Origin of the sequence: Bacillus sp. LJBS06, assembly GCF_016924995.1 — a bacterium.
Taxonomy (GTDB): Bacteria; Bacillota; Bacilli; order Bacillales; family Bacillaceae; genus Bacillus; species Bacillus stercoris.
Genome location: NZ_CP070483.1, coordinates 2,583,120 through 2,607,941, shown reverse-complemented (window position 1 = coordinate 2,607,941; position 24,822 = coordinate 2,583,120). Strand labels below are relative to the sequence as shown.

The following is a 24,822-nucleotide window of genomic DNA, read 5'->3' as shown; positions in this document are numbered from 1 at the left end:
AGTACACAGGATAATAAAACATTCGACAAATTCTGCAAAGTGTTCCTTTGTTCTCTTTGTTCACCGATAATAAAGGTGGGAGAGGAGACAAATGAAAAAGATTTGTTTGTTATTTATGTTAGTTGGCATTGTGGCGGTAATTGGTGCATGTTCTTCAGAAGATCCGACTGACGATACATCGGTAAACTCTGTCGATTCATCAACAGATGATTTAACGGACGATACATCTGATGAATTAGATACAGATAATGGTGAATCTGATAGCTCAATTTATACTGAAGACGAATTAGAGAGTGATCCAAAAGCACCTTCTTCAAATCCAAATGATTACAATGATGATGGAGAGTATGTACCAGAGAATGGGGTTTCTGATAAACCAGCTGATTATAATGCCAACGGAGAATATAAACCAGTTGAAGACATGACTCAAGAAGAGATTGAAAAAGAATTGGAAAGTATGATTGGAGATAGTATAAATCAATAATTTTTTCATTGGGCACCTTATTAGGTGTCTATTTTATGTTCAATCGTTCGACAAATTTTGCAAATTGTTCCTTTGTCCTTTTCTTTCACCGATAATAAGGGGGGGAGGGATAGTAATGGAAACAGAGTTAACCGAATTAATTGCACAAAGAATATCTACATTAGAGGAAGACAAAAGATTATTAAAAGAGACAAAAGAAACTTTTATTGACACTCTAGATCAACAAAGAGATAAATTTCTTGAGTTGTTCAACAAAATCAAACCAATTTTATTGCAAGTTCTTGAAACCAAAGGAAGTTTTTACAATAGTGAGCTAGATTTAAATTCACCTCATGGACCAGTTATTGCAGCAACAAACCAAGAAATGTATGTATTTAATGTAAGGTCTAGAACGGTTAAAAAATATCGTATATTCGATTATGAGGAAATTTCATCTAATATACACTTAGCTACTTTATTTGAACATTTCTCGTTTAAAACAGCGTATACCAGTCTAGTTGAGCAAATAGACTATCATCAAAATCTAGTAGAGAGAATAAACAAAAAAATTGATCAAGCCAGACAAGAATTAGAGAGTATCTAAGCATCCTTCGGGATGCTTTTTAAAATTGTCACTAATTTTTAAAATATTTTTTATACAAAAAATGCAGGTTTGCTAAAAGTGTGTCACTGTTCTTATTGAAAGAATTTTAACCCATATTCCCTATTTAGGAAATTTAATGCATAATACTATTAAAGAGGTCAATATGATTACTAGGGGGAAACTAATGGCTACTCTAATAGATGATAAACTGCGATTTTTCGCAAAGTATAACATTAAAGAAAAAGAGTTTAACCAATCAGGACTGCAATGGGATTCCTTAATAGAGATATATAATCATTACTTAAAACAGAAACCACTTCTTGAGAATACAGGTAAAACAATTGCAGATATTTTACGAACTGAACCTGCTGCTCACACAGTTAGAATGAGAATCAAGGATCCTGAACATCTTATCGAAAAACTAATAAGGAAAAAAATCAAGGATAACGATTTCTCGTTTAGTATAGATGATTATATGGAGAAAATAACAGATTTAATCGGTTTAAGAGTTCTTCATCTTTATAAGAGTGAAGCACGGAAAATTGATGAAATGATAAGAGAACAATGGGAACTTGCCGAAACTGTTACTATCTACTTTAGAGAAGGAGATATGGATGATAAAGCTCAAGAAATATTAAGAAGGGAGGGAGAATTCAAACCAGAAAAACATAAATATGGTTATCGCTCATGGCATTATTTAATCAAAAGTAGATTAACTAAAGTACAACTTATAGCTGAAATACAAGTGCGTACCATTTTTGAGGAGGGATGGAGCGAAATCGATCATAAGCTCCGTTATCCATACAATAGAGGAGATCAAGTTCTTACTAACCAATTGCTAGTACTAAATAGATTAGCTGGTAGTGCAGATGAAATGGTTGACTCAATAATCGAAACTTTAGCGCGTTTTGATGAAATGAAAAAAGATAAAAAGAATATGGAAAATGAGTTAAACGAATTAAGAAGTGATTTAGAAAAAGCAGGATTGGAGAATGACAAATTACAATCGATTTTGGATAAAGTAGATAAAATTGATAAAAGCCAAGATAACCTTTTCAGTATAAGACTTAGTAATATCGATGAAAGTTTAAGATCAATAGGTAGTTTAGGCGAGAGTTTTAGTTCTTCTATAGGAAGTATAGGAGATAGTTTGATTTCTATAGGAAGTGTAGGAGGCAGTAGAAGTGAGGTGCGAGGTATAGGCAATAGTCTAAACATTGACGAGAATATAACTGAAACTCTTATTACTAAGAAGCAAAATTAGTTTGACCATGAATATAGATTTAGCTGCTGTCTCTAATAGACAGCAATAGACAAATGAAAAACAAACTTAAACTCAAATACGAGGCCCGGAGGTGGGTGAGATGTAATGCCAAGACCACGAGATCCACGCAGAGACAAAGCTTTTCATTTGTGGGAAGAGAGTGGCGGGAGCAAGAAGTTAAAAGACATTGCTGAGCAATTAAACGTAACAAGCAGCACTGTCCGCAAATGGAAAGCAAACGATAAATGGGAAGAAAAAATTAATGAGAGCGCTCCTATATCGAAAGGGAGCGCTCCTTTTCGTCCAGGCGCACCTATAGGGAACAAAAATGCAAAAGGAAACAAAGGAGGAAGAGCACCGCTTGGAAATAAAAATGCATTAGGGAATAAAGGTGGTGCTGCTCCACTTAGAAATCAAAACGCTGTGACTCATGGGTTCTTCTCAAAGTTCCTGCCAGAAGAAACACTATCCATCATGGAAGGGATTCAAGAACGTTCACCTGTCGATATGATATGGGATCAGATACAGATCCAATATGCTGCAATTATTAGAGCACAAAAAATTATGTTCGTTTCTGATAAGCAGGAAATGATTAAAGAACTGAAAAAGAAAAAGTCTGTCCTATCTGAGACGAACGACGCCTTAAATTGGAACATATGCGCTTAAATATCAACAAGAAAAAATTAAAGGTCGAAGAACTTACAGAAGAAGATAAACCTTTTGAGATCACCATTGTGAATAAAGGTGATGACAGTGATTAAACAGGTAAATCCTCATTTTAAAGAATTTCTTTTTAACTGGAGTCAAAAGTTTCAGTTTCTCGTTGGTGGTTATGGATAATCTAAAAGCTATCATGTTGCTTTGAAGATTGTTCTGAAATTGCTTAAAGAAAAACGAACTGCACTTGTTATCAGAGAGGTGTACGAGACACATAGGGATATTTTACCTACGTGCGTCAGGAAGCTGTCGCTAATGAAGGATTATCAATAACTGGAAATTTAGCACAGATCGGTGTTAAAATCCCTACAACGATAACAGATCGATTACAAACAATTGAGAACGAAAAAGAACAGAGTAAGAATAACGCAGACAAATCTGCTGGCTAAGCCAGTGGCTTTTTTATTAGACAGACAGAAGGAGAGAGGATATATGGCCATTAAAGTTGTAAAGAATCTAGTCTCTAAATCAAAGTATGGATTGAAATGTCCTAACCCTATGAAAGCTGATATATCACTATTCACAACACTGCAAATGATGCTTCAGCAGCCAATGAAATTTCATATATGAAGAATAACTCTAGCTCAACGAGCTTTCACTTTGCAGTAGACGATAAGCAAGTCATTCAAGGTATTCCAACGAATCGTAACGCTTGGCACACAGGAGATGGAACAAACGGCACAGGGAATCGAAAGTCAATTGGTGTCGAAATTTGTTATAGCAAGTCAGGAGGGGCACGATATAAGGCAGCGGAAAAGCTCGCTATTAAGTTTGTGGCGCGGCTACTGAAAGAACGCGGATGGGGTGTTGATCGTGTCCGTAAGCACCAAGACTGGAACGGCAAGTATTGCCCGCACCGTATTTTGTCAGAGGGAAGATGGAATCAAGTTAAGGCTGCCGTTGAAAAAGAATTAAAGGCGCTAGGTGGGAAAACTAGCTCAAGCAATGCAAGTGTAGCTAAAAAGAAAACAACAAACACAAGCAGCAAAAAAACGTCATATGCGCTGCCTTCCGGTATTTTCAAGTGAAGAGCCCAATGATGAGAGGGGAAAAGGTAACACAAATTCAAAATGCTCTGGCAGCTCTTTATTTCTACCCGGACAAAGGGGCGAAAAATAACGGCATTGATGGCGTTTATGGTCCGAAAACAGCAAATACAGTCAAGCGATTCCAGTCAGTGAATGGTCTGACTGCTGATGGCATTTATGGTCCTAAGACAAAAGCGAAAATTGAAGAGAAATTGAAGGATAACAGAAATTGATAATAACCTTTATAATCCTATTGTGTCAAATTTATGAAGTTTAATCCAAGTGGGAGGATTTGTTAAATGAAGAGAAGTATTATTACAGTGACTTAAATTTAAAAGGGGGAAATGTGAAATGAAAAAGTCGTTAGTATCAATGTTTTTTGTTCTGATTTTAATGTTTACTGCTATGGGAAGTGCTTCAGCCTATGAATTTAAAGGTATGCTGCCTCTTAATGACAAGGTAAGTGGATCTTTTGCTGATGCCGCTGCTGCTAAAGAAGGGCATGAGTGGCAATTCCATCCAGGATCAGCTACAAAAGTAAAGTTTTATTTGTCCAAAGATAGTACAACAACTCCGTTAAAAGTTAGTATTTACAAAACGGATGTAAATGGTGGTGGGACAACTTTTGTGAATTCTTATGATTCCTCAGAATTATCGAAACATACTATTGCAGTCAGTAAAAGCTATACTTATAGCATAAGGGTTGCTGGATATAGCACTGCAAAAACTGGCGGATCATACACATTGGAAAGTTCTGTAATTCAGTGAACAAAAGGGAGCGATGGCTCCCTTTTAAAGTTACTACATCAGGGTAAACAGCAGGAACAATGATTCCTCGTTTGCTATTGTTCTCGTCATGAATGTACCAATTCTCATCTTCTAACAACTCTTCATCGTAGCGAGTTTCATCAAACTGTCCTTCTAAATAATCTTTTGGGAACTTTACTTGTAACAGGTTTTCTACTTCAATAATTTCCTCGTTACTAACAGGATGCTCTCCGAAATCCCATTCAACCATTTTAATAAACTCCTTTTATCTGTATTTGGAACCTCCGCCCCTTGTTTTTTTGCCTTTTAAAATCTGTTTTAACTGCATTTCTGTAAAGTGTTTTTTCAACTCTGGATTTTTATTAATTTCTTGCTGTAACAGTTCAGTGGCTTTTTTAAATTGTACAGTATCTTTCTGTAGATATAATGATTTATCAATCTTTACTTCGGCAACTGGATCAAAAATTGGGAAGCCATCTTTATCATAAAGTACTCCGGTTACAGGGTGAACATCATTTTTTAAATGTCCATTTTTTAAGTTGGTTGTGACAGTGTTGCCGAATGCATCTTTATGCGTATATGGTGCAGCTTGGACGAATTGATCTTGTTTGGATTGAATCTCTTTTTTTAAAATAGATGTATTTTTTACATTGTAAGTGTTCTCTATATCTTGAGCTATTCCTACAAGAGCCAGTTCATCTTTATTTCCAGATAAAGATTTGATGTATTTTTTTCCTTTAGAGATTCCTTTATTTACATGGTTAGTTGCTGTCTTTTCTCCAGCTTCCAAAACTTTATCTACCTTAGTTGCGCCAGTTTTGGCGATCTTACTAGATACTTTTACAGCAGATCCTGCGCCTTTTAATCCAACTAGATTGCCGATTACATATGTAACATAGTGTGCCTTTGAGTAAGTATAAATTTATCATTCTATGAATCAGCTATATTTTTCCATATGATTTTAGCATATGAAGGTGTATTCAACACAGTACTAATTGTTGTGGCAACTTTTTGCTTATCAGAGAGTTGGGAGAATTCCCGGGCGCCGACAGCTAAGTCTTTTAAACCAATTACAGTATCTTTTCCAACATCATAAAGACCGACACCGACTCCTTTGAAGCCCTCAGTGAGTTCATGTGTGTTTTCAATCTGTGTGAAATACCTTTGCTGATCCTCTGTTAGGTTCTCGTAACCAATAGTTTTAGCCATTGAATAGAATTCATCTGAATCAGCATAGTCGTAATTTATCAGTCTTACTTTCAGTTTTTCAATTTCCCGTTCTTTTTCTTCTTTCTTTTTAAGCGTCAAATAAGCTTCTGTACGTTTCTCAATATCGCCTTTTTTCTTATGTATATCACTTTCACGGTATGCCTTGGCGTTGTAGTGGATGGGCGTTGCGTTTTTGCCTTTGCCCGTTGCTTCTTGGAGCTTTTGAAAATCTGACTTGATGAATTGTTCATTTGGTTCTGACATAGCATATTCTGTCAGTAAATCTTCATCAAGATCACCTAGTTTTTCAATTGTTTTTTTACGTTTATCATTGGCATCCGCAAGCTCATCCTTGAAGGTTTCTATTGAAAACAAGTCGAGCGGAAGGATGTCATCAATGTCGTTTAGGATATCTTTCATGGCTTTTTTCTGTTCGGACATGATTGACTTTGATTTTTTATGGGCGTTAGCCAGTTCATGTTCTAGAAAAGATTCTTCAATATAAGCATCAGAGAGACCTTTGTCCTCGACAGCTCCGGCAATGCTGTTAAAGAATGCGATTTTCATGTCAATGTAGTCGATCTATTGATCAGTGACACCAACATGGTCGTGATAGAATGCTTTAATGTTATTAGCACCTTTACCAGAGAATTCGCTGTCACTGAGTTCGGCGACGCTTTGTAAAGCTTTTCTCAAGTTGACCATTTGCGTCCTTAGTTCTTTATATTCTTTGGCGCGGTCTGTAGCTTCAGACATAAGTGTTTTGGCTTCAAAGACTTTCATCATCATACTCTCTCATTTAATTGTATAACGAAATATTACCATGGGATAAAGAGGAAGATAACTTAAATTTATCTTGATAGACCATATCAAAGATACTGAATAAAAAGTTTGCGGTTTTTTTGCGGTCATACATATTTTTGGAAATGTTAGAATATTACATAAAAAGGCATATAAGGAGGGGTCTTGTGAATCCGGTTTTATCATCGTCAGAAGTTGGCGTAAAGATCAATGAATGGTATAAAATGATACGTCAATTTAGTGTCCCGGATGCAGAGATTTTAAAGGCAGAGGTGGAGCAAGAGATCAATCAGATGGAGGAAGATGAGTATTTACTTATTTACTTCTCTCTAATGAAATTCCGTCATCAGCTTATGTTAGATTATTTGGAACCAGTTACAACAAGAATCAGGCCAACTATTAACGAACTTCTTGAAAAAATTGAGACTTCAAATAAGGGTATATCTGGCCTCTTGTCGTATTATTCTCTGTTTTTCAGAGGGATGTACGAGTTTGATAAGAAGCAATACATGAAAGCTATCTACTATTATAGAGAAGCGGAAAAGCAGCTTATACATGTCCCCGATGAGATCGAAAGGGCAGAGTTTCATTTTAAGTTAGCTGAAGCATATTATGGTATGAAGCAAAGTCATGTGTCTATGCATCACGTTAAACAAGCATTGGATATTTATAATCAATATGAACTTTATAAGGTGCGAAAAGTTCAATGTATGTTTGTTATCTCAGGGAATTATACTGATTTTAAACATTACGAAAAAAGTCAGCCGCATCTTGAAAAGGCATTAGAGTTATCTAGGGAATTGAATAACAAAAGGTTGATTAGTTCTGCACTATATAATTTAGGCACTAATTTTGCTGACAGTGGTGATTACGAGCAGGCGGAAGTATTCATGAAGCAAGCAGTGGAGATTACAGAAAAAGAAAAGCTCACAAACTTGCCACATTCTTTATTTTCTTATGCAAAAATCCTTTTTAAACAAGGAAAAATGAATGAGGCTATCCAAGTAAGTAAGAAAGGGTTGTCAGCAGCTCTTTATCAAGGTGATGAGCTTTTCGCAAAATTACAGGGATATTTAAAAGCTCTTTATGTCGATGCAGTGGACCAACAAGGTGTTAATAAAACAATAGAATACTTAGAAAAAAATAAGAACTATTCATATATTGAAGACATTGCCTGTGAAACCGCAGCTGCTTACGCAAACTCAAAAGAATTTGAAACATCCTATGTATATCATCAGAAAATGCTTGAGACTCAAACACAAATTCAAAGGGGAGAATGCCTGTATGACTTTTAAAAAGAAGGTATGCCTAATCCTGGGTTTGTCACTTGTTTTAGTGTGTGGTTTCGGATCCAACTTAACAGAAAATCAAACTCAAAACACATTTCATATTGCCTCTGATCGTTTTCAAACTTGATAATATTACTTCTAAACCTCCTTCATAAATGGAGGTTTTTTTATTTGATATCAACAGAAACAATGGAATCCAATGCGATATAATTAGTATCTCCTTTTAAATCCTTGAGGCTTGAGGCATAACCTTGCTTTTTGGGGAGAGAAAAAGGCAATAGGGCACGGGACTGACCCCTGTTTTTGAGACAGGGATCAAAACACCTTTTAAACAGCATTATTACCTTCCAATGATAATGAAATATAGATTGTATAAACATGGATAATTTCCATTGATTAGTTAAAGTGAGCGTTGTTAGGAGTATATTTATGTCTGTGAAAATAATTATTGATAATAATATAGTATTTTTAGGGTTTTTTGGATCCAAACAAACATCTTTAAAAAAGTTACCAGCAACTCTCTGCGGCATCTCGCCGTGTTCAATTGTTTAGTCCTTTTTTTTCATAATCTTTACAAATCTGAAAAAGTCATCATCATCCGGCAGGGGCTTGTCATCTTCGCGTCCATTGCGATGCATGTGCGGATCAGAGTGATGTTCATTGTAAAACTCTACGATATGGAATCCACACTTATTCACATAGAAGTTGATATTTCGTTTTTCAAAATAAGGTGTCACGGTTTCCCAAAGCACAGTATCCGGATACTGTGCTTCAATGGCTTTCCAAGCAGAAAGACCAATCCCTTGGCTGTGATATTCTGGAGACACATAGAATAAATCTAGCGAATTATGATGTGTTTGGCTGTTGATACGTACTACTGCACCACCGACCTTCTTACCATCCTGAAGAATATGATATACCACTGCACCGGGAGCATTGAAAGACTCCTGAACATCATTGTCCGATGGAATCGGTCCATCTTCGCAATCACCGAACGTTTCAATCACGGCGAGCGCAAATGCTTCTTGTAATTTTTTTTGGAATTCTGGCAGATCAGACTCCTTTGCTAGTTCCAGAATAACTTTAGGTTCCTTTTTTGTTTTCATGATTGCTCACTCCTTCATTTGCTAAAATATCGAGTCAAGTCGTTCAGTAGAAACATTCCAGCTATTCTACGAGCCCTTTTCACAAAAAGTTTCTTCCGCGGGATTAGTCATTCTTTTCAAATTTTCTCTATCACAAATCACAAAAATAGTCGAATGTGTCGCCGACTATAGGAATGCGCAAAAGATTCATTTTAGATTCGATCTCGACCTATGCACATTGAGTAAAATCTGGCGAAATTTCTGTCTGGTTTAGCCCAAAGAAGCACTTAATGATATAAAAATAACCAGTCCATACTATTCAAATCTGTCCGTTTAATACCCACTTCCGTCAACAACTAATTTGAAGTCCGTGCAATCTGGGAAAAGGGGTTATTTCTGAATTGATTTTGCCGCATGTGGAGTTGCTTTGGAGCGCTCGCTTACTTTGCCGTACGTCAGCTTGCGCCATATTAATTCCATCGGACCGTACTTAAACCGTCTCAACCACAATGTACTAAAGATCATAAGCACGAAATACACGGCCAGGCTGAACATGAACGTGCCGGCGGATTGAATATGATCCGCAAGACCGAATCCGTACCTGAGGAACAGAACTGTTCCAATGATAGAGTGAAGCAGATAACAGGTCAATGACATCCGTCCAACTTTGGTGAATATCATCATAGGGCCTCGCAGCTGAGGAACGTATAGAAACAGCATTGCAAAAGTGCTCATATAAAACATACTTCCGGTTAAGCCGCCATTTTGACCCAAGACAGAGGAAATGTCCGAAAAATTAAACATGTCTAGCAATATACTGCTTTGTGTTATTAGAAAAGCGATTGTGCTAATGATCCAGATACGCTTCCATATAGGCTTTTTCGCTTCCATGTCTTTGAAAAATTCCATCTTAACAAAGTACACGCCCAGCAGAAACATGAGAAACATGGAATAGATCATAGGGAAAGAGCTGGCAGCCATCGTGACCATATCTGTCCACCGAGTGCTGATGGATTCCATGTAGGTAAGGCTGCTGTGGCTAAACAAAGTAAACTCTGAAAAATTCGGGTTTTTTGACCCTGCAGTATTGATGATATTGTACAACATTGTGAAAACAGGAGTCAGGAATTGAAACACGATAAGTGCGATAATCCATCTAAGCACCGTTTTGGCCGTGCGTTTATAGAAGGCGAGTAACAGGAAGCCACTTACGGCGTAAAAGGCCAATATGTCACCGACCCAAACAAATGTGATGTGCAAAATGCCAAATCCCAACAGGATAGATAACCTGCGGGCAAACAGCTTGTTGGGACTATCTACCTTCTGCGTGGCTCGATCCATAAAGATCATAAACCCGACTCCGAACAGGAAGGAGAATAACGTAACGAATTTCCCTTCGGCAAACCAGGAAACCAGCTTGTGCAGTACGTCATCGGAAGTCCTTTCGAATCCCTTTACTGAATCTACGATCAGAAAATAATTGACGACAATAATGCCAAGCAAGGCAAATCCGCGTACGATGTCCAGAAAATGAACCCGTTCCCGCAGACTCACCGGTTGCCCGTGTCCTTCTTTTTGTACAGTCATATCAATGCTCCTTTTCAATTTATCATGGCAATGTGTAATGCGGATCTGAAAATCCTGAGCCTTACAATAGATAAATATAAAGACCGAATCTTAACAATTTATGAAGAGTCATCATTTTTTTAGAAAATATGATAAGTTTGTGGCAGACATCAGCTTTCATAAATTGTTAAGGTTTACGTAGTATCTTAGTAACGTACGTGTTACTTATGAATGATATATAGTAAGGACACACGAGAATTAACATCAAGAATCATGAGGTGAGAGAGACATGACCCATCGAATATTAGTCGTAGAGGATAATGAGGATATTTGTGAACTTTTGGAGGAATCCCTTACGCGTGCAGGCTACGAGGTGCTAAGAGCCAAGGATGGAAAGCGAGCATTGCAACTTGTGGATGATTCGCTTGATTTGGTTGTTTTGGATATTATGATGCCAGGCATTTCGGGAATTGAAACATGTCAGCACATCAGGAAAACCTCTAACGTCCCGATTCTGTTTCTGACGGCCAGATCGAGTACACTCGATAAAACTGAGGGATTACTCGCCGGCGGCGATGATTATATGACTAAACCCTTCTCGGAAGAGGAACTTCACGCTAGAGTGATTGCTCAATTACGCAGATATACTATCTATCAGGAAAAGAAGGAAGAGGAAGAAACATTTCTTATCGGGGGCAAACTAAGAGTGAGCGAAGAATTTAATGAGGTCTGGAAAGAGGAGCAGCAAATCAAGCTTTCAGATCTGGAATATCGTATCCTGAAACTGCTGATGAGCAAACGCAACAAAATATTTTCTGCTCAAAATATATATGAGAGTGTGTGGGGACAGCCTTATTTTTACTGTTCCAACAATACGGTGATGGTGCATATTCGAAAGCTGCGCTCCAAAATTGAGGATGATCCGGCACGTCCGGTTTATATAAAAACTGAATGGGGAAGAGGATATCGATTTGGCGCATCGTAAATTTACGCTAACCAAAAAACTGGCTTTGCTGATCATGGTTGCTGCGATTGTGAGTGGTGTGATCTTTCTGACGTTGCAAAAGATTACAGATGACCTGATCGAGGGATACCTGAGTTCGGATGAGTATTATCACAAGGAGTCAGCGAGATACATTCAAAAATTCAGTCAGTACGTTTCAGAAAATGAGTTGTCTACATCGGATAGAAAAGCGTTTGGCGAGTGGGTCAAAAAAGAAAATTACATTAACCTCACCATATTCAAGGATCAAGAGCTGCAATATGATTCCATTTATTCCGAATCGGATTATGGAAAGGAAAAGCTGACTCAGTATGCTCAAAATCATTCACATCCGGTCAAGTTTAGCGATGGTGAAGGACGAGTCATTATCGACGGTTTCTACTCTTCCCGATATTATGATCTGGCCTTTACATTGGAATTGCTCGGTGCAACTCTCATCTTTTTAATCATTGTTCTCTTCGGCATTCGCCAAAGTCTTCGCTACCTTAAAACGCTTCACCAAGAGATTCATATTCTTGAAGGGGGCCAGCTGGATTACGAGATGACGATAAAAGGGCATGATGAATTAGCGATGATTGCAAAGAGCATTGAGGATCTGCGGAAAGCTTTCTTGGACAAACTTAAAGCTATCGAGGAATTGCAAGCAGAGAGCCGCAGCCTGGTTACCGAAATGTCGCATGATATGCGCACACCGCTGACGTCGCTGATCATGAATCTGGAGTTTGCCAAAAAAGAAAGAGGCGAAGCGGGTGCCAGCAAAGATCGGTATGTAGCCAATGCTTATAGTAAAGCACTGCAATTAAAAAGCTTGTCTGACAATCTGTTTGCGTATTTCCTGCTGGACAGGGAACCTGGGGCCGACCTGGAGACCGTTGCAGTGAAAGAAGTGATCTACGATCTAATATCAGATCAGATTGCCATCCTTCATCAGGAGCATTTCCGGGTCCATATTTCAGGCGAGCTGCCGGAAACCTATATTAACGTGAATGTGGAGGAGCTTGGTCGTGTATTTGATAATGTGATGTCAAACTTATTTAAATACGCAGATCCGAAAGAAGAAATCAGCATCACGTTTGTATCGGATCAAGAAATATTTGAGATTCATGTTAGCAATACGATTAAACTTGCGGATGTAACACCGGAAAGCAACGGACTCGGTGAAAGAAGCATTGCGCGAATGATGTCCCGCATGCAGGGGCAGTTTCACAGTATACAAAAGAATTCTAAGTACTACATTGTGCTACGATTTTGGAACACCAAGATGTAGGCTGAGAATAAAAACCGAATATATTGAAATTAGGAGACAACATGATGAGATTTTCCAACAAATTCAAAAAGGTGCCTTACCTGTTACAAGCGCTTCTCAATGTCTGTCTGTTCTTCCTGGCGTTAGCCTTAAGCGCACTTCTGATCAGCGAGACTTGGTACATTGTGCTATTCGTATACAAGTCACTGTTCAACAAAGTGGACAGCTATTATGAGATGCTTGGAGAACTGCTTATATTCTTCATGTACTTTGAGTTCATTGCTTTGATTATCAAATACTTCAAATCAGACTTTCATTTCCCGCTTCGCTACTTCATTTATATAGGCATCACAGCTGTCATTCGTTTGATTATCATCGATCATGATCAAGCGATCTCAACGTTCTGGTGGGCGATGGCCATTCTTGCAATGATTTGTGGATTCTTTATTGCCAATAGACGAAATTCTGTTGTTGAACATTAATAAATTAGTTCACTTTATGCCGATACGCCGCCGAAATGTCCTAATTGTGAATGGCAACTGGAACAGAATAAAATATTGTTAATCAGTATTTATAGATTTAGCTGTTTAATGTCAGCTCAGAAATCTGGATCAAATTGAATTGTGCTTGTAAGTGGATATCTGAATGGATTTATTGGCTACTTTAACAGTCATATCCCGATGATATAGCTTTAACTGTCTGGAGATGAAAATCGTTCTTTATTTTACAAGGAAGAGGTTAAAATTCTTAATAAATAAGATGAAAAAGTTTTGGATGGACGTTTATTGTTTTTTTGTTTTTTACCATAATTATACAAACATTTAAAAATGATAACAAATGAATATAGAATGTGTAATGAAAATAAGCTTTCATAACCAATGAGATAGATTTACTATATTGAGGGCCCAGTGATATAGAAAACAGATCGATGGTTCAAGCCATCGGTTTTTTGTTTTCATACTGAAAACCACCTCATTTGGACAAACAGCTGTTACATAGCATACCCAAGGGGTGATGCATTTTATGAAGGTAATAATCATCGAGGGACCGCAAGCTGACAAATGCATTAACGATTGCTATCATTATTTAATAAAACTTTATAGGAAGGAGATCCAGGATGATAGCAATATATGTAAGGGTATCGACCGAGGAACAAGCGATCAAGGGATCCAGCATTGACAGCCAGATCGAGGCCTGTAAAAGAAAGCAGGGACTATGTGCTGAAGTATGCCGATGAAGGATTTTCTGGAGAGCTTATCAGTGATAACAAAAATGATGTTCATAACTCTTTTTCTATTTCTTTTAATAGAAACTTTAGTAAAATAGAGAAAGCCGGAATATGAGATCCGGCCTCTTCTGCATTATTTCCCCTTCGCCTTCTTCCGCTTTTCCTTCTCTGCCCGATAAAACTCATGAAACATCTTCATCAGCGCCCGCTTTTCAATCCGCGATACATAGCTGCGCGAGATCCCGAGTTCTTTGGCAATCTCACGCTGCGTTTTTTCCTTCTTCAAATCAAGTCCAAACCGCCCGACAATCACTTCCTTTTCACGGTCATCTAAAATGTCAATGTATTGTTTCACTTTTTCAAGTTCCATATTGAGCTGGATCGTGTCTATCACATCTTCGTTTTCTGATTTCAAAACATCAATCAGGCTTATTTCATTCCCTTCCTTATCCTGCCCGATCGGATCGTGAAGGGACACATCTTTTTTTGTTTTTTTCAATGCGCGCAAATGCATGAGGATTTCATTTTCAATACACCTCGCAGCATACGTCGCCAGCTTTGTCCCCTTACCAGCGGAATAGCTTTCAATTCCTTTAATCAGCCCGATCGTTCCGATGGAGATTAAGTCCTCTGCATCCTCACCTGTATTTTCAAATTTTTTCACAATATGGGCGACCAAGCGAAGATTATGCTCAATCAGCATGTTTCTGGCATGTTCATCCCCTTTAGCCATGAGCTCTAAGTATTTTTTTTCCTCGCTGCTTGAGAGCGGTTGTGGAAAGGCATTGTTTTTCACGTAAGATACTAAAAAGACAAGCTCTTTAACAACAAAGCCGAGCGCTGCGAAAACACCTGTCACCATCGTCACCTCCACAAAAGTATGTAGGCAAAAGCCTATATGTAAATGTATGTGGGCGGGAGGCTGTCTGTGTCTGTACCGGGAAATTTCTCGCAGGGGAGCCTGGGCTTTTGTAAACAGCATATTAACTTCAAATGTTAACAATAATTTTTATCATGCGCCCATACATTGAAATGAACAAATGTATGGGGGGATGGGAATGAAAAAATGGATGGCAGGCCTGTTTCTTGCTGCAGCAGTTCTTCTTTATGTAATGGTTCCGCAGCAGATCCAAGGCGCTTCTTTGTATGACAAAGTGTTATATTTTCCGCTGTCTCGTTATCCGGAAACAGGCGATCATATTAGAGATGCGATTGCAGAGGGACATTCTGAGATTTGCACCATAGATAGAGATGGAGCAGACAAAAGGCGGGAGGAATCATTAAAGGGTATTCCGACTAAGCCGGGCTATGATCGGGATGAGTGGCCGATGGCGGTCTGCGAGGAAGGCGGCGCAGGAGCTGATGTCCGATATGTGACGCCTTCTGATAATCGCGGTGCCGGCTCATGGGTAGGGAATCAAATGAGCAGCTATCCTGACGGCACCAGAGTGCTGTTTATTGTGCAGTAGTAAAGAAGAGGCTCTTTCTTGAGCCTCTGTTGTTACAACCCTTCGCCGTGCTGAATGTTCGGGGGATAGGTTTCTGCTTTTCGCCAATATTGGCGTGTGCCCTCGTCCCGTACAACAATGCCCAATTGTGCCAGTTCGAGGCGGAATTCTTCAATATCGTCTTTTTCTTCGTCCTCCAGCGCTTTGTGCCGAGCTTTTAATAAGGCATGGGCGCCTTGCGATAGGTCCGGTGCCTCAGGAATCCATCGGCGAAATTGATCTTTAAACGGATCACCATCTGCTGCCCATTCGTAATGATGCTGTTTAAAGGCCTTCTCAACGTTTACTGGTTTTTCATCAATTTCTTCCCGTACCAATTCATATCCGGCTGTTCCTAGGAGGACAAGCTGTTTGTGATCCATAAATACAAGAGCGATGTCACCGGAATGAATTGATTGCACTTTTTTTCCTTTCATGAATTCCACTGTGTGATCTGTAATCTTGACAGACAGCAGCATTGCAATAACAGAATGAGCGAACCAAATCCCTGCAGTCATACCGAGAAGAGCAGTGATAAATGCAGCTGTTGATCCCTGAAAAGAGGTGATGAGCCGAAGCGGTCCTTCAAAAGGAATCCACGGGAGGGATAATGCCCATTTCGCAATCTGCGGGATAAAATACCCGATGGTAAAACCGATGATTGCAAGTGCAGCGTATAAAAAGAATACAGCGGTTTTCGTAACACCAATAAGAGTATGAGATTGATTCTGCAACATGACACCTTCTTTTACTGAAAATTCTCTTCCCATATTTTAACTCAACGAGATGGTAAATCAAGGATAAAGTAAAAATTATGGATTTAAAGAGGGTTCTGAAATGGAACTGGCAGGTACAGCAGGTCATGAAAAACATATTAAAATGGGCAGAAGATGTAGTTTCATTTGTTTTCCTGCGTATCAAATACAAAGGGAACATAAAAAGTAAAGGCTTTTGACAATCAGGAAGAACAGGCATGAAAATCGGATTAATCGGCTTAGGGAAAATAAACATAGGAAAGCAATTCATAGAGATGATGCAGTTTTGCGTGATGTTTGACCTTTATTAAGAAAAGGCGATATGATTATCATTAAAAAGAATCGATCTACCGCTACAATTAAATGAAAGAAGCGGTATCCATTATCTCGATGCCGGTACGGCGGGCGGAATGAAGGCGCATGGCATGGAGCCTGTTTTATGGTGGGGGGTGATCATAAAGCATGGGAGATTGTAGAACTGCTTTTTCGGGACACCGCCGTCGGAAGCGGGAAGCGGACATTTTTGAAAAATGATCCATAGGTGAAGGGAAACGGACGGCGGAAACCACTCTTGATCCTGCAGACCGCAACTCCTGTGGTCGCATGTCGCTGCCCTTCAAAATTTGGAGGCCATGCGACGGAAAAAAAGTAAGGGGGCGAACAAGCCTCCTTATTTTTTTGGCACCTTCAGAAGATGAGGGAACTTTTTATATATGACCAGCATGATGATCAGAATATACGCACCGTAAATGCTGATAGACAATAATTTATTGCTGGTGAAGTTGGCACCTGCAATGGTGACAACAACAATATTGGGGATTTTCCCTATGAAAGATGCAAAGAAAAAAACATGCCAGCGAACCTGACTCAGTCCGCAGATCACGTTCATTATAAGGGAAGGTATGACCGGTATCAGCCTTCCTAATAAAACAGCGGTAAAAGCATTTTTGTTGAAGGAAGCCTCGTAGCTTTGTATGGCAGGATATGCCCGAACTTTTCTTCTGGCCCAATCTCTAAAACTGTACCTGGCGAGAAAAAACAGCAATATTGTACCAAGCATTGAGCCGGTCAGTGTAATCCAAATTCCATTTGCCGTCCCGAACACAGCGCCATTTAAAGCAGCAACTAAAGCAAACGGCACTATTGGGAAAAAAACATCGACAGCAATCAGCAGCATACTAAATAAAACGGAAAATATCCCCCCTGCTTTGATTGCATCAAGCCAAGCTTCTTTTTGAAAAAAACCGACTGCAATGATAGCGATAATCACAAGTATACCTATTCCCTTTTTTAACATAGTCTATGTCACTCCCAACTTAGATGATGTCAGGAGCCAAAATCTCCGTCATCTAAATTAGTATAACTGGTGTCATTTCAGCCGTTCAACTGAAAACCAGGTTAAGAACACAATTCTTTTTAGTTCATAAAAAAGGCTGTCCGTCTATCTCTCTGTTTTCTTAACATAGGGGAGATAGAAAGGGTAACCATAACCTTAAGGGATAAGCTGTATCTTAGCCTATTTATTTCCTTTGGTTTGTGTGTTTTTCAGATTAGAGAGAAGGGAATTTAAAAATAAAAAGTCATCTGCTGCGCCGCAATGAAAGCAGAATGATATTCACTGAGGGGGACACGTTAACTATAGGAAAAAACAGTGTTAGCAAAAAAACTCTTCGTTGAACGAAGGGAAACAGAGGTATAACATTAAGGTGAGGCTTTTGGGGGTGTAAAGATGAAACATTTTATCATCCTTTTCCTTCTGTTGTTCGTTACAGCAGGGTGCGAGGGAATGGGATACGAAGACGTTGTAGCATTTGGTGACAGCAATACGCGTGGCTCTAATTGGGATTATCGCGATTATCCAAAAGCACAGCAGTGGGTCAATATACTTAAAACAGCTGAACGCGGTAACCTTGATATACTCAATGCGGGAATCGGAGGACAGACGACAGAGGATGCCCGTCTTCGGTTTCAGACAGATGTGCTGGATCAAAAACCGAAGTATTTGTTTATTATGTTCGGCACAAATGACGCCGCCATACTGACTGAGGGAAAACCGAGAGTGTCGAAGCAGCGTTTTAGAGAAAATCTGGTTTATTTTATTGAAGAAAGCAGAAAACACGGGATCAAGCCAATCTTAATGACGTGTATTCCGATTATAGAAGGTAATGGGAAGCATCATCTGTTTTACTATTCCAGATATAAAGCAGCTGCTTTTGAACCAAAAGGCGGAGCAAGGAAATGGCACGACTCATACAACGATATTACAAGAGATGTGTCGAAGCGCCTGAATGTCCCTCTTGTAGATAACTGGAAGCATTTTATAGAAGCAGACGGCGGAAAAGCAACTGATGAAGCGCTTATCCAATCCGGTCTTATAGATCCTTCAGGCAATCATATGACACCTAAAGGGGCAAGGATCGTATATGAAGGAATACAAGATGGGCAGATTCTGCAGCGTTGAGCCGGACAACCGCCTAGTCCGATTTATTTCTCCTACATAGGCTGTTATAAAACCTTATTAAGGAGGCGCTTCACATGTATGGCGCAGGCAGAGCATATGGATACGCTTTTATTGTTGTTTTAGTTGTTGTTCTCCTGGTTGTGGGCGGCATATACTGGTTAGCATAATAACCGGCCCTTTAAAACACCTCTTTTTAGGGGTGTTTTTTGCTGAAAATAGTAGTAAAGCGCGCAGCCGAAGTGATATAATATCAGTCATCTGAGTAAAAAAAGGAAATACGCCCGGAAAAAATAGACAAATTCCTATTAAGAAGATACGGAAATAATATGTCCGAGCGATCTTCTTTTTATTTCGTTTTCAATTAACTCGATAAAGTCACGGTTTAAATTCATCTCGGTGGCTTTGAAATAAGATTCTATTAGTAATTCATCAGACAGTTTTCTCATGCTAGGAACCCAATTAATGGGAGAGGCACCTCCTTAAAAGTTGGAATCATTCATGATCTTAACGCATACAATGATAAGTTGCGTTTATCTGAGGTTGAAGTTATCTTTAATCTACCATGAAATGAATATAAGAACAATCGTTCTGTTATCCACACCAAAAAGTGGATAACTTGTGAGTATCGTGTTTATAATTTGTCTAAAGAGTGATGTAATAAGAGTGGATAGTGTGTGTAAATTTATCCACACCTGGTGAAGAAACCCAATTTTTGTCGAAATTTTTTTGCTCAGTTTTTCTTTAGGCGCAAGTTCGATTTTTTTCGACAATCATATTAAGGAGAAAGAAAAGGGAAGGGTGCGGGTTTTGTTAAAAAAGTTTTTTTTACCTGACGAGTTTGTAAAAAATATTTTTCATATTACACCTGAAAAATTAAAGGAACGAAATGTAAAAGGGATTATTACTGATCTGGATAATACGCTTGTTGAATGGGACAGGCCGAACGCGACGCCGCGCTTGATCGAGTGGTTTGAAGAAATGAAGGAACACGGCATTAAAGTGACAATCGTCTCTAATAATAATGAAAGAAGAGTGAAACTTTTCTCTGAACCGCTTGGAATCCCATTCATTTATAAAGCAAGAAAACCGATGGGTAAAGCCTTTAATAGAGCGGTGCGCAATATGGAGCTGAAAAAAGAGGACTGCGTGGTCATCGGAGACCAGCTGCTGACCGATGTACTCGGGGGAAACCGAAACGGCTACCATACGATTTTGGTCGTGCCTGTCGCTTCCTCTGACGGATTCATTACGCGCTTTAATCGCCAGGTTGAACGCAGAATACTGAGTGCTCTCAAACGAAAAGGGCACATTCAGTGGGAGGAGTAAGAAATGGAAAAGGTTGTTTGTATCGGATGCGGAGTTGCAATCCAAACCGAGGACAAAACAGGTCTGGGGTACGCGCCGCCTGCATCGCTTACGAAAGAAAATGTGATTTGCCAGCGTTGCTTCAGACTGAAAAACTACAATGAAATACAAGACGTTTCCTTAACGGATGATGATTTTTTGAACATCCTTCACGGTATTGGGGAAACGGACTCTCTTGTCGTAAAAATAGTTGATATTTTTGATTTTAACGGCAGCTGGATTAATGGGCTGCAGCGCTTGGTGGGGGGGAACCCTATCTTATTAATTGGCAATAAAGCGGATATTTTGCCTAAGTCACTGAAAAGAGAGCGTCTGATCCAATGGATGAAACGTGAAGCGAAAGAGCTTGGCTTAAAACCGGTTGACGTATTTTTGGTCAGTGCGGGACGCGGCCAGGGAATCAAAGAGGTCATTGATGCGATTGAGCATTACCGCAACGGCAAAGATGTCTATGTTGTCGGATGTACAAATGTAGGGAAGTCCACCTTTATTAACCGGATTATTAAAGAAGTGTCAGGTGAAGAAGATATTATTACAACATCCCAATTTCCTGGCACAACCCTTGATGCGATTGAAATTCCGCTGGATGACGGCTCAGCGCTTTATGATACTCCGGGAATTATCAACAACCATCAAATGGCGCATTATGTCAATAAGAAGGATCTGAAAATACTATCCCCTAAAAAAGAGCTGAAGCCTCGCACTTTTCAGCTTAATGATCAGCAAACACTGTATTTTGGCGGACTTGCAAGGTTCGATTATGTGTCTGGGGAAAGATCTCCTTTTATTTGCTATATGCCAAATGAGCTGATGATTCATAGAACAAAACTTGAAAATGCAGACGCGCTTTACGAAAAGCATGCAGGGGAATTGCTCACGCCTCCGGGTAAAGATGAAATAGATGAGTTTCCGGAATTGGTCGCCCATACGTTTACGATAAAAGACAAAAAGACAGATATCGTTTTCTCTGGGTTAGGCTGGGTTACTGTCCATGACGCCGATAAAAAGGTAACTGCATACGCTCCAAAAGGCGTTCATGTATTTGTTCGGCGCTCATTAATTTAAGAAAAGGGGAGAGGAGTATGAAAAAGCTGTACGGGGTTATCGGAAATCCGATTGGCCATTCCATGTCACCTGATATTCATAACGCATCATTGAAAGATCTTGGGCTTGACGGGCATTATCATGCCTTCAAGGTGGAAGAGAATGATCTGGAGGATGCGGTAAAGGGAATAAAAGCTCTAGGCGTACAAGGAATCAATGTGACTGTCCCGCACAAGGTTTCTATTATGGATTATTTGGATCATATTGATGAGAGTGCAAAAGTGCTTGGTGCCGTAAACACGGTCAGAAGAGAGGGAGACAAGCTTGTCGGATACAATACCGACGGGGAAGGCTTTGTAAAGTCATTAATGAAGGTATTAGACAAGCCCATCTCTGAACTGTCATTTTTAATGATCGGCGCGGGCGGAGCGGCGAGAGCCATCTTTACAACAATTGTCCGTAATAGCCCAAAAAAATTTGACATTTGCAACCGGACGCTGGAAAAAGCAAAGCGGCTTACAGAATCCACTCCTTCGTTTCACAATAAAGAAGTATTAAGCTTAAAAGAAGCAGAAGAACGTCTTGAGCAGTATGATGTGATTATCCATACAACGTCAGTGGGCATGTATCCGAATGTGGACGAAGTGCCGCTTTCATTACAGCGTGCCGCAAGCAGTGCTGTCGTATGTGATATCGTGTATAATCCAATTCAGACGGCCCTTTTAAAAGAAGCAAGCCAAAAAGGCTTAAAAACACTCGATGGTGTGGGCATGTTTGTTGAACAGGCGGCATTATCCTTTCAATTATGGACTGGACAAGAGCCTGATATTGAAAAAATGAGATCAATTGTAATAGGAAAATTAGGAGGAACAGAATGTTAACAGGTAAACAAAAACGTTTTTTGCGTTCAAAAGCGCATCATTTAACGCCGATTTTTCAAGTAGGTAAAGGCGGAGTAAACGACAACATGATTAAACAAATTGCTGAGGCACTTGAAGCGAGAGAGCTGATTAAAGTCAGTGTTCTCCAGAATTGCGAAGAGGATAAAAATGATGTGGCGGACGCTCTTGTAAAAGGAAGCCGCTCTCAATTGGTGCAGACAATCGGCAATACAATTGTGTTATATAAGGAATCAAAGGAAAATAAACAAATCGAGCTTCCTTAAAGGTGGTTGAAATGAAGAAAATCGGAATTTTCGGAGGCACGTTTGATCCTCCGCATAATGGTCACCTCTTAATGGCGAATGAGGTGCTGTACCAGGCGGGGCTTGATGAAATTTGGTTTATGCCCAATCAAATTCCGCCGCATAAACAGGACGAAGACTATACCGACAGCTTGCATCGCGTGGAAATGCTGAAGCTTGCGATTCAATCCAATCCGTCCTTTAAGCTGGAGCTTGTTGAAATGGAAAGAGAAGGGCCATCATATACCTTTGATACCGTTTCTTTATTGAAGCAGCGTTATCCAAATGATCAGCTGTTCTTTATTATCGGTGCTGATATGATTGAATATTTGCCGAAATGGTATAAGCTGGACGAGCTGCTGAACCTCATTCAATTTATTGGAGTAAAGCGCCCCGGTTTTCATGTTGAAACCCCTTATCCGCTTCTCTTTGCAGACGTTCCGGAATTTGAGGTATCATCAACTATGATAAGGGAACGGTTTAAAAGCAAGAAGCCCACTGACTACTTAATCCCTGATAAAGTGAAGAAGTATGTAGAGGAGAATGGTTTATATGAATCGTGAGGAGGCACTTGCATGCGTGAAGCAGCAATTGACCGAACATCGATATATCCACACGATTGGCGTGATGAACACGGCGATCGAACTTGCGGAGCGTTTTGGAGCCGATTCTAAAAAAGCGGAAACAGCGGCGATCTTTCATGATTATGCCAAATTCCGCCCAAAAGAAGAAATGAAACAAATTATTGCGCGAGAAAAAATGCCTGCGCATTTATTGGATCATAATCCGGAGCTCTGGCACGCTCCGGTCGGCGCGTATTTGGTCCAAAGAGAAGCGGGTGTCCAAGATGAAGACATTCTTGACGCCATCAGGTATCATACCTCAGGGCGCCCTGGCATGACACTTTTAGAAAAAGTCATTTACGTTGCCGATTACATTGAGCCTAATCGGGCATTTCCCGGTGTCGATGAGGTGCGTAAGCTTGCTGAGACTGATTTGAATCAAGCGCTGATTCAGTCCATTAAAAATACAATGGTTTTTCTTATGAAAAAAAATCAACCGGTTTTTCCAGACACATTTTTAACATATAACTGGCTTGTGTCTGGCAACTGAACAGGAGGAATTTGTGAATGAACCAAAAGGCCATTTTAAAGCTCGCAGCTGCGGCATGCGATGATAAACGGGCAGAGGATATTTTAGCACTGGATATGGAAGGCATTTCTCTAGTTGCTGATTATTTTTTGATCTGCCACGGAAATTCAGATAAACAGGTGCAGGCGATTGCCCGTGAAATCAAGGATCAGGCTGATGAAAACGGCATTCAAGTCAAAAAGATGGAAGGCTTTGATGAAGCAAGATGGGTGCTCGTTGACCTTGGCGATGTGATTGTTCATGTCTTCCACAAGGACGAAAGAAGCTACTATAACCTTGAAAAGCTGTGGGGAGACGCTCCGCTCGCAGATCTTGACCTTGGAATGAACCAATGATTTATCAAGGCTTTGCAAGCGTGTATGACGAGTTGATGTCACACGCGCCTTATGATCAATGGACAAAATGGATTGATGCATCTCTCCCGGAAAAAGGCCGTGTTCTTGATCTTGCATGCGGCACGGGAGAAATCTCCATCCGGCTTGCCGAAAAAGGTTTCGAGGTTACAGGCATCGATCTCAGCGAGGAGATGCTTTCCTTCGCCCAGCAAAAGGTATCTAGTAGCCAGCCTATTCTATTTCTTCAGCAGGATATGAGAGAGATTTCCGGCTTTGACGGTCAGTTTGATGCTGTTGCGATATGCTGTGACTCATTAAATTATTTAAAAACAAAAAATGATGTAATCCAAACCTTTAAAAGTGTGTTTCGGGTGTTAAAGCCTGGAGGCATTTTGCTGTTTGATGTACATTCATCTTATAAAATTGCAGAAGTTTTTCCGGATAGCACATTTGCTGACCAGGACGAAGATATCAGCTATATTTGGCAGAGCTTTGCTGGAAGTGAAGAGCTTTCTGTCATTCATGATATGTCGTTTTTTGTTTGGAACGGAGAAGCATATGACCGCTTTGATGAGACACACGAGCAAAGAACGTTCCCAGTGGATGAATACGAAGAAATGCTGAAGAACTGTGGCTTTCAGCTCCATCACGTGACAGCTGATTTTACGGATTCTGAGCCATCAGCACAATCAGAACGCCTATTTTTCAAGGCGCAGAAACCAAAAACCATCGTTTCCTAAAACGATGGTTTTTTAAAATGCTTTTTTAT

General features: G+C 39.7%; 25 protein-coding genes and 8 pseudogenes. 25 read left to right on the top strand and 8 right to left on the bottom strand.

From position 1 onward, the window contains the following. Nucleotides 1-91: 91 nt before the first annotated feature. The 8 genes and pseudogenes from JQX68_RS13280 (at nucleotide 92) to JQX68_RS13245 (ending at nucleotide 4,844) form a co-directional block, all read left to right on the top strand. On the top strand, nucleotides 92-484 hold the full coding sequence (locus tag JQX68_RS13280; protein ID WP_129508155.1) for a hypothetical protein: 393 nt from the start codon (nucleotides 92-94) through the stop codon (nucleotides 482-484). Between the two features lie 115 nt (nucleotides 485-599). Then, nucleotides 600-1,067 (top strand): hypothetical protein, encoded by a 468-nt coding sequence (locus JQX68_RS13275; protein ID WP_147772269.1) that lies wholly within the window; start codon nucleotides 600-602, stop codon nucleotides 1,065-1,067. Nucleotides 1,068-1,251: 184 nt separating this feature from the next. Next, nucleotides 1,252-2,331, top strand: coding sequence for a nucleotidyltransferase family protein (locus JQX68_RS13270; RefSeq protein ID WP_147772268.1), 1,080 nt, complete (start codon nucleotides 1,252-1,254; stop codon nucleotides 2,329-2,331). Nucleotides 2,332-2,436: 105 nt separating this feature from the next. After that, nucleotides 2,437-3,092 (top strand): annotated as a pseudogene (gene terS / locus JQX68_RS13265) (phage terminase small subunit). Continuing rightward, nucleotides 3,085-3,270, top strand: a pseudogene (locus JQX68_RS13260) (phage terminase large subunit); the annotation flags it as partial. The pseudogenes terS and JQX68_RS13260, both read left to right, overlap by 8 nt. Before the next feature lie 26 nt (nucleotides 3,271-3,296). Continuing rightward, a pseudogene (locus JQX68_RS13255) lies at nucleotides 3,297-3,437 on the top strand (phage holin family protein); the annotation flags it as partial. Between the two features lie 43 nt (nucleotides 3,438-3,480). Next, a pseudogene (locus JQX68_RS13250) lies at nucleotides 3,481-4,309 on the top strand (peptidoglycan recognition protein family protein). Between the two features lie 118 nt (nucleotides 4,310-4,427). After that, on the top strand, nucleotides 4,428-4,844 hold the full coding sequence (locus tag JQX68_RS13245) for a hypothetical protein (protein WP_015483456.1): 417 nt from the start codon (nucleotides 4,428-4,430) through the stop codon (nucleotides 4,842-4,844). A gap of 265 nt (nucleotides 4,845-5,109) precedes the next feature. Here the strand turns inward: JQX68_RS13245 and JQX68_RS13240 are convergent, their stop codons facing one another. Beyond that, complete coding sequence (locus tag JQX68_RS13240; protein WP_187248794.1) at nucleotides 5,110-5,634, bottom strand: HNH endonuclease; 525 nt, start codon at nucleotides 5,632-5,634, stop codon at nucleotides 5,110-5,112. 263 nt (nucleotides 5,635-5,897) lie between these two features. Then, nucleotides 5,898-6,836, bottom strand: a pseudogene (locus tag JQX68_RS13235) (ribonuclease YeeF family protein); the annotation flags it as partial. Between the two features lie 185 nt (nucleotides 6,837-7,021). On the opposite strand from JQX68_RS13235, the gene JQX68_RS13230 reads away from it, so the two are divergent. Next, nucleotides 7,022-8,149 carry a Rap family tetratricopeptide repeat protein gene (locus tag JQX68_RS13230; protein ID WP_147772266.1) on the top strand — a complete coding sequence of 376 codons (1,128 nt, stop codon included), beginning with the start codon at nucleotides 7,022-7,024 and terminating at the stop codon, nucleotides 8,147-8,149. Nucleotides 8,150-8,691: 542 nt separating this feature from the next. On the opposite strand, the gene JQX68_RS13225 is transcribed toward JQX68_RS13230, so the two are convergent. Beyond that, nucleotides 8,692-9,249, bottom strand: coding sequence for a GNAT family N-acetyltransferase (locus JQX68_RS13225; protein WP_147772265.1), 558 nt, complete (start codon nucleotides 9,247-9,249; stop codon nucleotides 8,692-8,694). Between the two features lie 369 nt (nucleotides 9,250-9,618). Continuing rightward, the gene (locus JQX68_RS13220; RefSeq protein WP_205440315.1) at nucleotides 9,619-10,815 is read right to left on the bottom strand and encodes a DUF418 domain-containing protein; all 1,197 of its coding nucleotides are present in this window, start codon (nucleotides 10,813-10,815) and stop codon (nucleotides 9,619-9,621) included. 268 nt (nucleotides 10,816-11,083) lie between these two features. Between JQX68_RS13220 and yrkP the strand changes: the two genes are divergently transcribed. From yrkP to JQX68_RS13200, 5 genes and pseudogenes are all read left to right on the top strand, one after another. Further along, on the top strand, nucleotides 11,084-11,779 hold the full coding sequence (gene yrkP, locus JQX68_RS13215) for a two-component response regulator YrkP (protein ID WP_147772263.1): 696 nt from the start codon (nucleotides 11,084-11,086) through the stop codon (nucleotides 11,777-11,779). Continuing rightward, nucleotides 11,766-13,064 carry a two-component system sensor histidine kinase YrkQ gene (yrkQ, locus tag JQX68_RS13210; protein WP_147772262.1) on the top strand — a complete coding sequence of 433 codons (1,299 nt, stop codon included), beginning with the start codon at nucleotides 11,766-11,768 and terminating at the stop codon, nucleotides 13,062-13,064. The genes yrkP and yrkQ overlap by 14 nt, the downstream gene beginning before the upstream one ends. 44 nt (nucleotides 13,065-13,108) lie before the next feature. Next, nucleotides 13,109-13,525: a phosphate-starvation-inducible protein PsiE gene (gene psiE / locus JQX68_RS13205; protein ID WP_003246154.1), complete on the top strand. Its 417-nt coding sequence runs from the start codon at nucleotides 13,109-13,111 to the stop codon at nucleotides 13,523-13,525. Nucleotides 13,526-14,066: 541 nt separating this feature from the next. Beyond that, nucleotides 14,067-14,242, top strand: a pseudogene (locus JQX68_RS21740) (hypothetical protein); the annotation flags it as partial. Continuing rightward, nucleotides 14,203-14,302, top strand: a pseudogene (locus JQX68_RS13200) (recombinase family protein); the annotation flags it as partial. The pseudogenes JQX68_RS21740 and JQX68_RS13200, both read left to right, overlap by 40 nt. Nucleotides 14,303-14,404: 102 nt before the next feature. Here the strand turns inward: JQX68_RS13200 and sigK are convergent. Beyond that, nucleotides 14,405-15,133: an RNA polymerase sporulation sigma factor SigK gene (gene sigK, locus JQX68_RS13195; RefSeq protein ID WP_013308023.1), complete on the bottom strand. Its 729-nt coding sequence runs from the start codon at nucleotides 15,131-15,133 to the stop codon at nucleotides 14,405-14,407. A gap of 196 nt (nucleotides 15,134-15,329) precedes the next feature. On the opposite strand from sigK, the gene nucB reads away from it, so the two are divergent. Further along, complete coding sequence (nucB, locus tag JQX68_RS13190; RefSeq protein ID WP_147772261.1) at nucleotides 15,330-15,740, top strand: sporulation-specific Dnase NucB; 411 nt, start codon at nucleotides 15,330-15,332, stop codon at nucleotides 15,738-15,740. A 32-nt stretch (nucleotides 15,741-15,772) separates the two neighbouring features. Here the strand turns inward: nucB and JQX68_RS13185 are convergent, their stop codons facing one another. Further along, nucleotides 15,773-16,495 (bottom strand): YqeB family protein, encoded by a 723-nt coding sequence (locus JQX68_RS13185; RefSeq protein WP_103032335.1) that lies wholly within the window; start codon nucleotides 16,493-16,495, stop codon nucleotides 15,773-15,775. A 236-nt stretch (nucleotides 16,496-16,731) separates the two neighbouring features. On the opposite strand from JQX68_RS13185, the pseudogene JQX68_RS13180 reads away from it, so the two are divergent. Beyond that, nucleotides 16,732-17,024 (top strand): annotated as a pseudogene (locus JQX68_RS13180) (NAD(P)-binding domain-containing protein); the annotation flags it as partial. A 159-nt stretch (nucleotides 17,025-17,183) separates the two neighbouring features. On the opposite strand, the gene JQX68_RS13175 reads toward JQX68_RS13180, so the two are convergent. Continuing rightward, nucleotides 17,184-17,810 carry a TVP38/TMEM64 family protein gene (locus tag JQX68_RS13175; protein ID WP_147772260.1) on the bottom strand — a complete coding sequence of 209 codons (627 nt, stop codon included), beginning with the start codon at nucleotides 17,808-17,810 and terminating at the stop codon, nucleotides 17,184-17,186. A 432-nt stretch (nucleotides 17,811-18,242) separates the two neighbouring features. On the opposite strand from JQX68_RS13175, the gene JQX68_RS13170 reads away from it, so the two are divergent. Further along, nucleotides 18,243-18,974 carry an SGNH/GDSL hydrolase family protein gene (locus JQX68_RS13170; RefSeq protein WP_014664678.1) on the top strand — a complete coding sequence of 244 codons (732 nt, stop codon included), beginning with the start codon at nucleotides 18,243-18,245 and terminating at the stop codon, nucleotides 18,972-18,974. Between the two features lie 305 nt (nucleotides 18,975-19,279). On the opposite strand, the gene sda is transcribed toward JQX68_RS13170, so the two are convergent. Further along, nucleotides 19,280-19,420: a sporulation histidine kinase inhibitor Sda gene (gene sda, locus JQX68_RS13165; RefSeq protein WP_003226124.1), complete on the bottom strand. Its 141-nt coding sequence runs from the start codon at nucleotides 19,418-19,420 to the stop codon at nucleotides 19,280-19,282. Between the two features lie 361 nt (nucleotides 19,421-19,781). Here sda and JQX68_RS13160 point away from each other — a divergent pair, with 361 nt between their 5' ends. Genes JQX68_RS13160 through JQX68_RS13125 form a run of 8 tightly spaced genes read left to right on the top strand, consistent with a single transcriptional unit; the run spans nucleotide 19,782 to nucleotide 24,793 of the window. Continuing rightward, nucleotides 19,782-20,300 (top strand): YqeG family HAD IIIA-type phosphatase, encoded by a 519-nt coding sequence (locus tag JQX68_RS13160; protein ID WP_003226126.1) that lies wholly within the window; start codon nucleotides 19,782-19,784, stop codon nucleotides 20,298-20,300. A gap of 3 nt (nucleotides 20,301-20,303) precedes the next feature. After that, nucleotides 20,304-21,404: a ribosome biogenesis GTPase YqeH gene (yqeH, locus tag JQX68_RS13155; RefSeq protein ID WP_147772259.1), complete on the top strand. Its 1,101-nt coding sequence runs from the start codon at nucleotides 20,304-20,306 to the stop codon at nucleotides 21,402-21,404. 17 nt (nucleotides 21,405-21,421) lie between these two features. Next, on the top strand, nucleotides 21,422-22,264 hold the full coding sequence (gene aroE / locus JQX68_RS13150; protein ID WP_147772258.1) for a shikimate dehydrogenase: 843 nt from the start codon (nucleotides 21,422-21,424) through the stop codon (nucleotides 22,262-22,264). Then, complete coding sequence (gene yhbY / locus JQX68_RS13145) at nucleotides 22,258-22,548, top strand: ribosome assembly RNA-binding protein YhbY (protein ID WP_014664674.1); 291 nt, start codon at nucleotides 22,258-22,260, stop codon at nucleotides 22,546-22,548. Before aroE ends, yhbY begins: the two co-directional genes overlap by 7 nt. Nucleotides 22,549-22,559: 11 nt before the next feature. After that, nucleotides 22,560-23,129 carry a nicotinate-nucleotide adenylyltransferase gene (locus tag JQX68_RS13140; RefSeq protein ID WP_014664673.1) on the top strand — a complete coding sequence of 190 codons (570 nt, stop codon included), beginning with the start codon at nucleotides 22,560-22,562 and terminating at the stop codon, nucleotides 23,127-23,129. Continuing rightward, nucleotides 23,119-23,679 carry a bis(5'-nucleosyl)-tetraphosphatase (symmetrical) YqeK gene (yqeK, locus tag JQX68_RS13135; protein WP_014664672.1) on the top strand — a complete coding sequence of 187 codons (561 nt, stop codon included), beginning with the start codon at nucleotides 23,119-23,121 and terminating at the stop codon, nucleotides 23,677-23,679. Before JQX68_RS13140 ends, yqeK begins: the two co-directional genes overlap by 11 nt. A gap of 17 nt (nucleotides 23,680-23,696) precedes the next feature. Then, complete coding sequence (rsfS, locus tag JQX68_RS13130) at nucleotides 23,697-24,053, top strand: ribosome silencing factor (RefSeq protein ID WP_014664671.1); 357 nt, start codon at nucleotides 23,697-23,699, stop codon at nucleotides 24,051-24,053. After that, complete coding sequence (locus tag JQX68_RS13125) at nucleotides 24,050-24,793, top strand: class I SAM-dependent DNA methyltransferase (protein WP_014664670.1); 744 nt, start codon at nucleotides 24,050-24,052, stop codon at nucleotides 24,791-24,793. The genes rsfS and JQX68_RS13125 overlap by 4 nt, the downstream gene beginning before the upstream one ends. Nucleotides 24,794-24,822 lie beyond the last annotated feature (29 nt).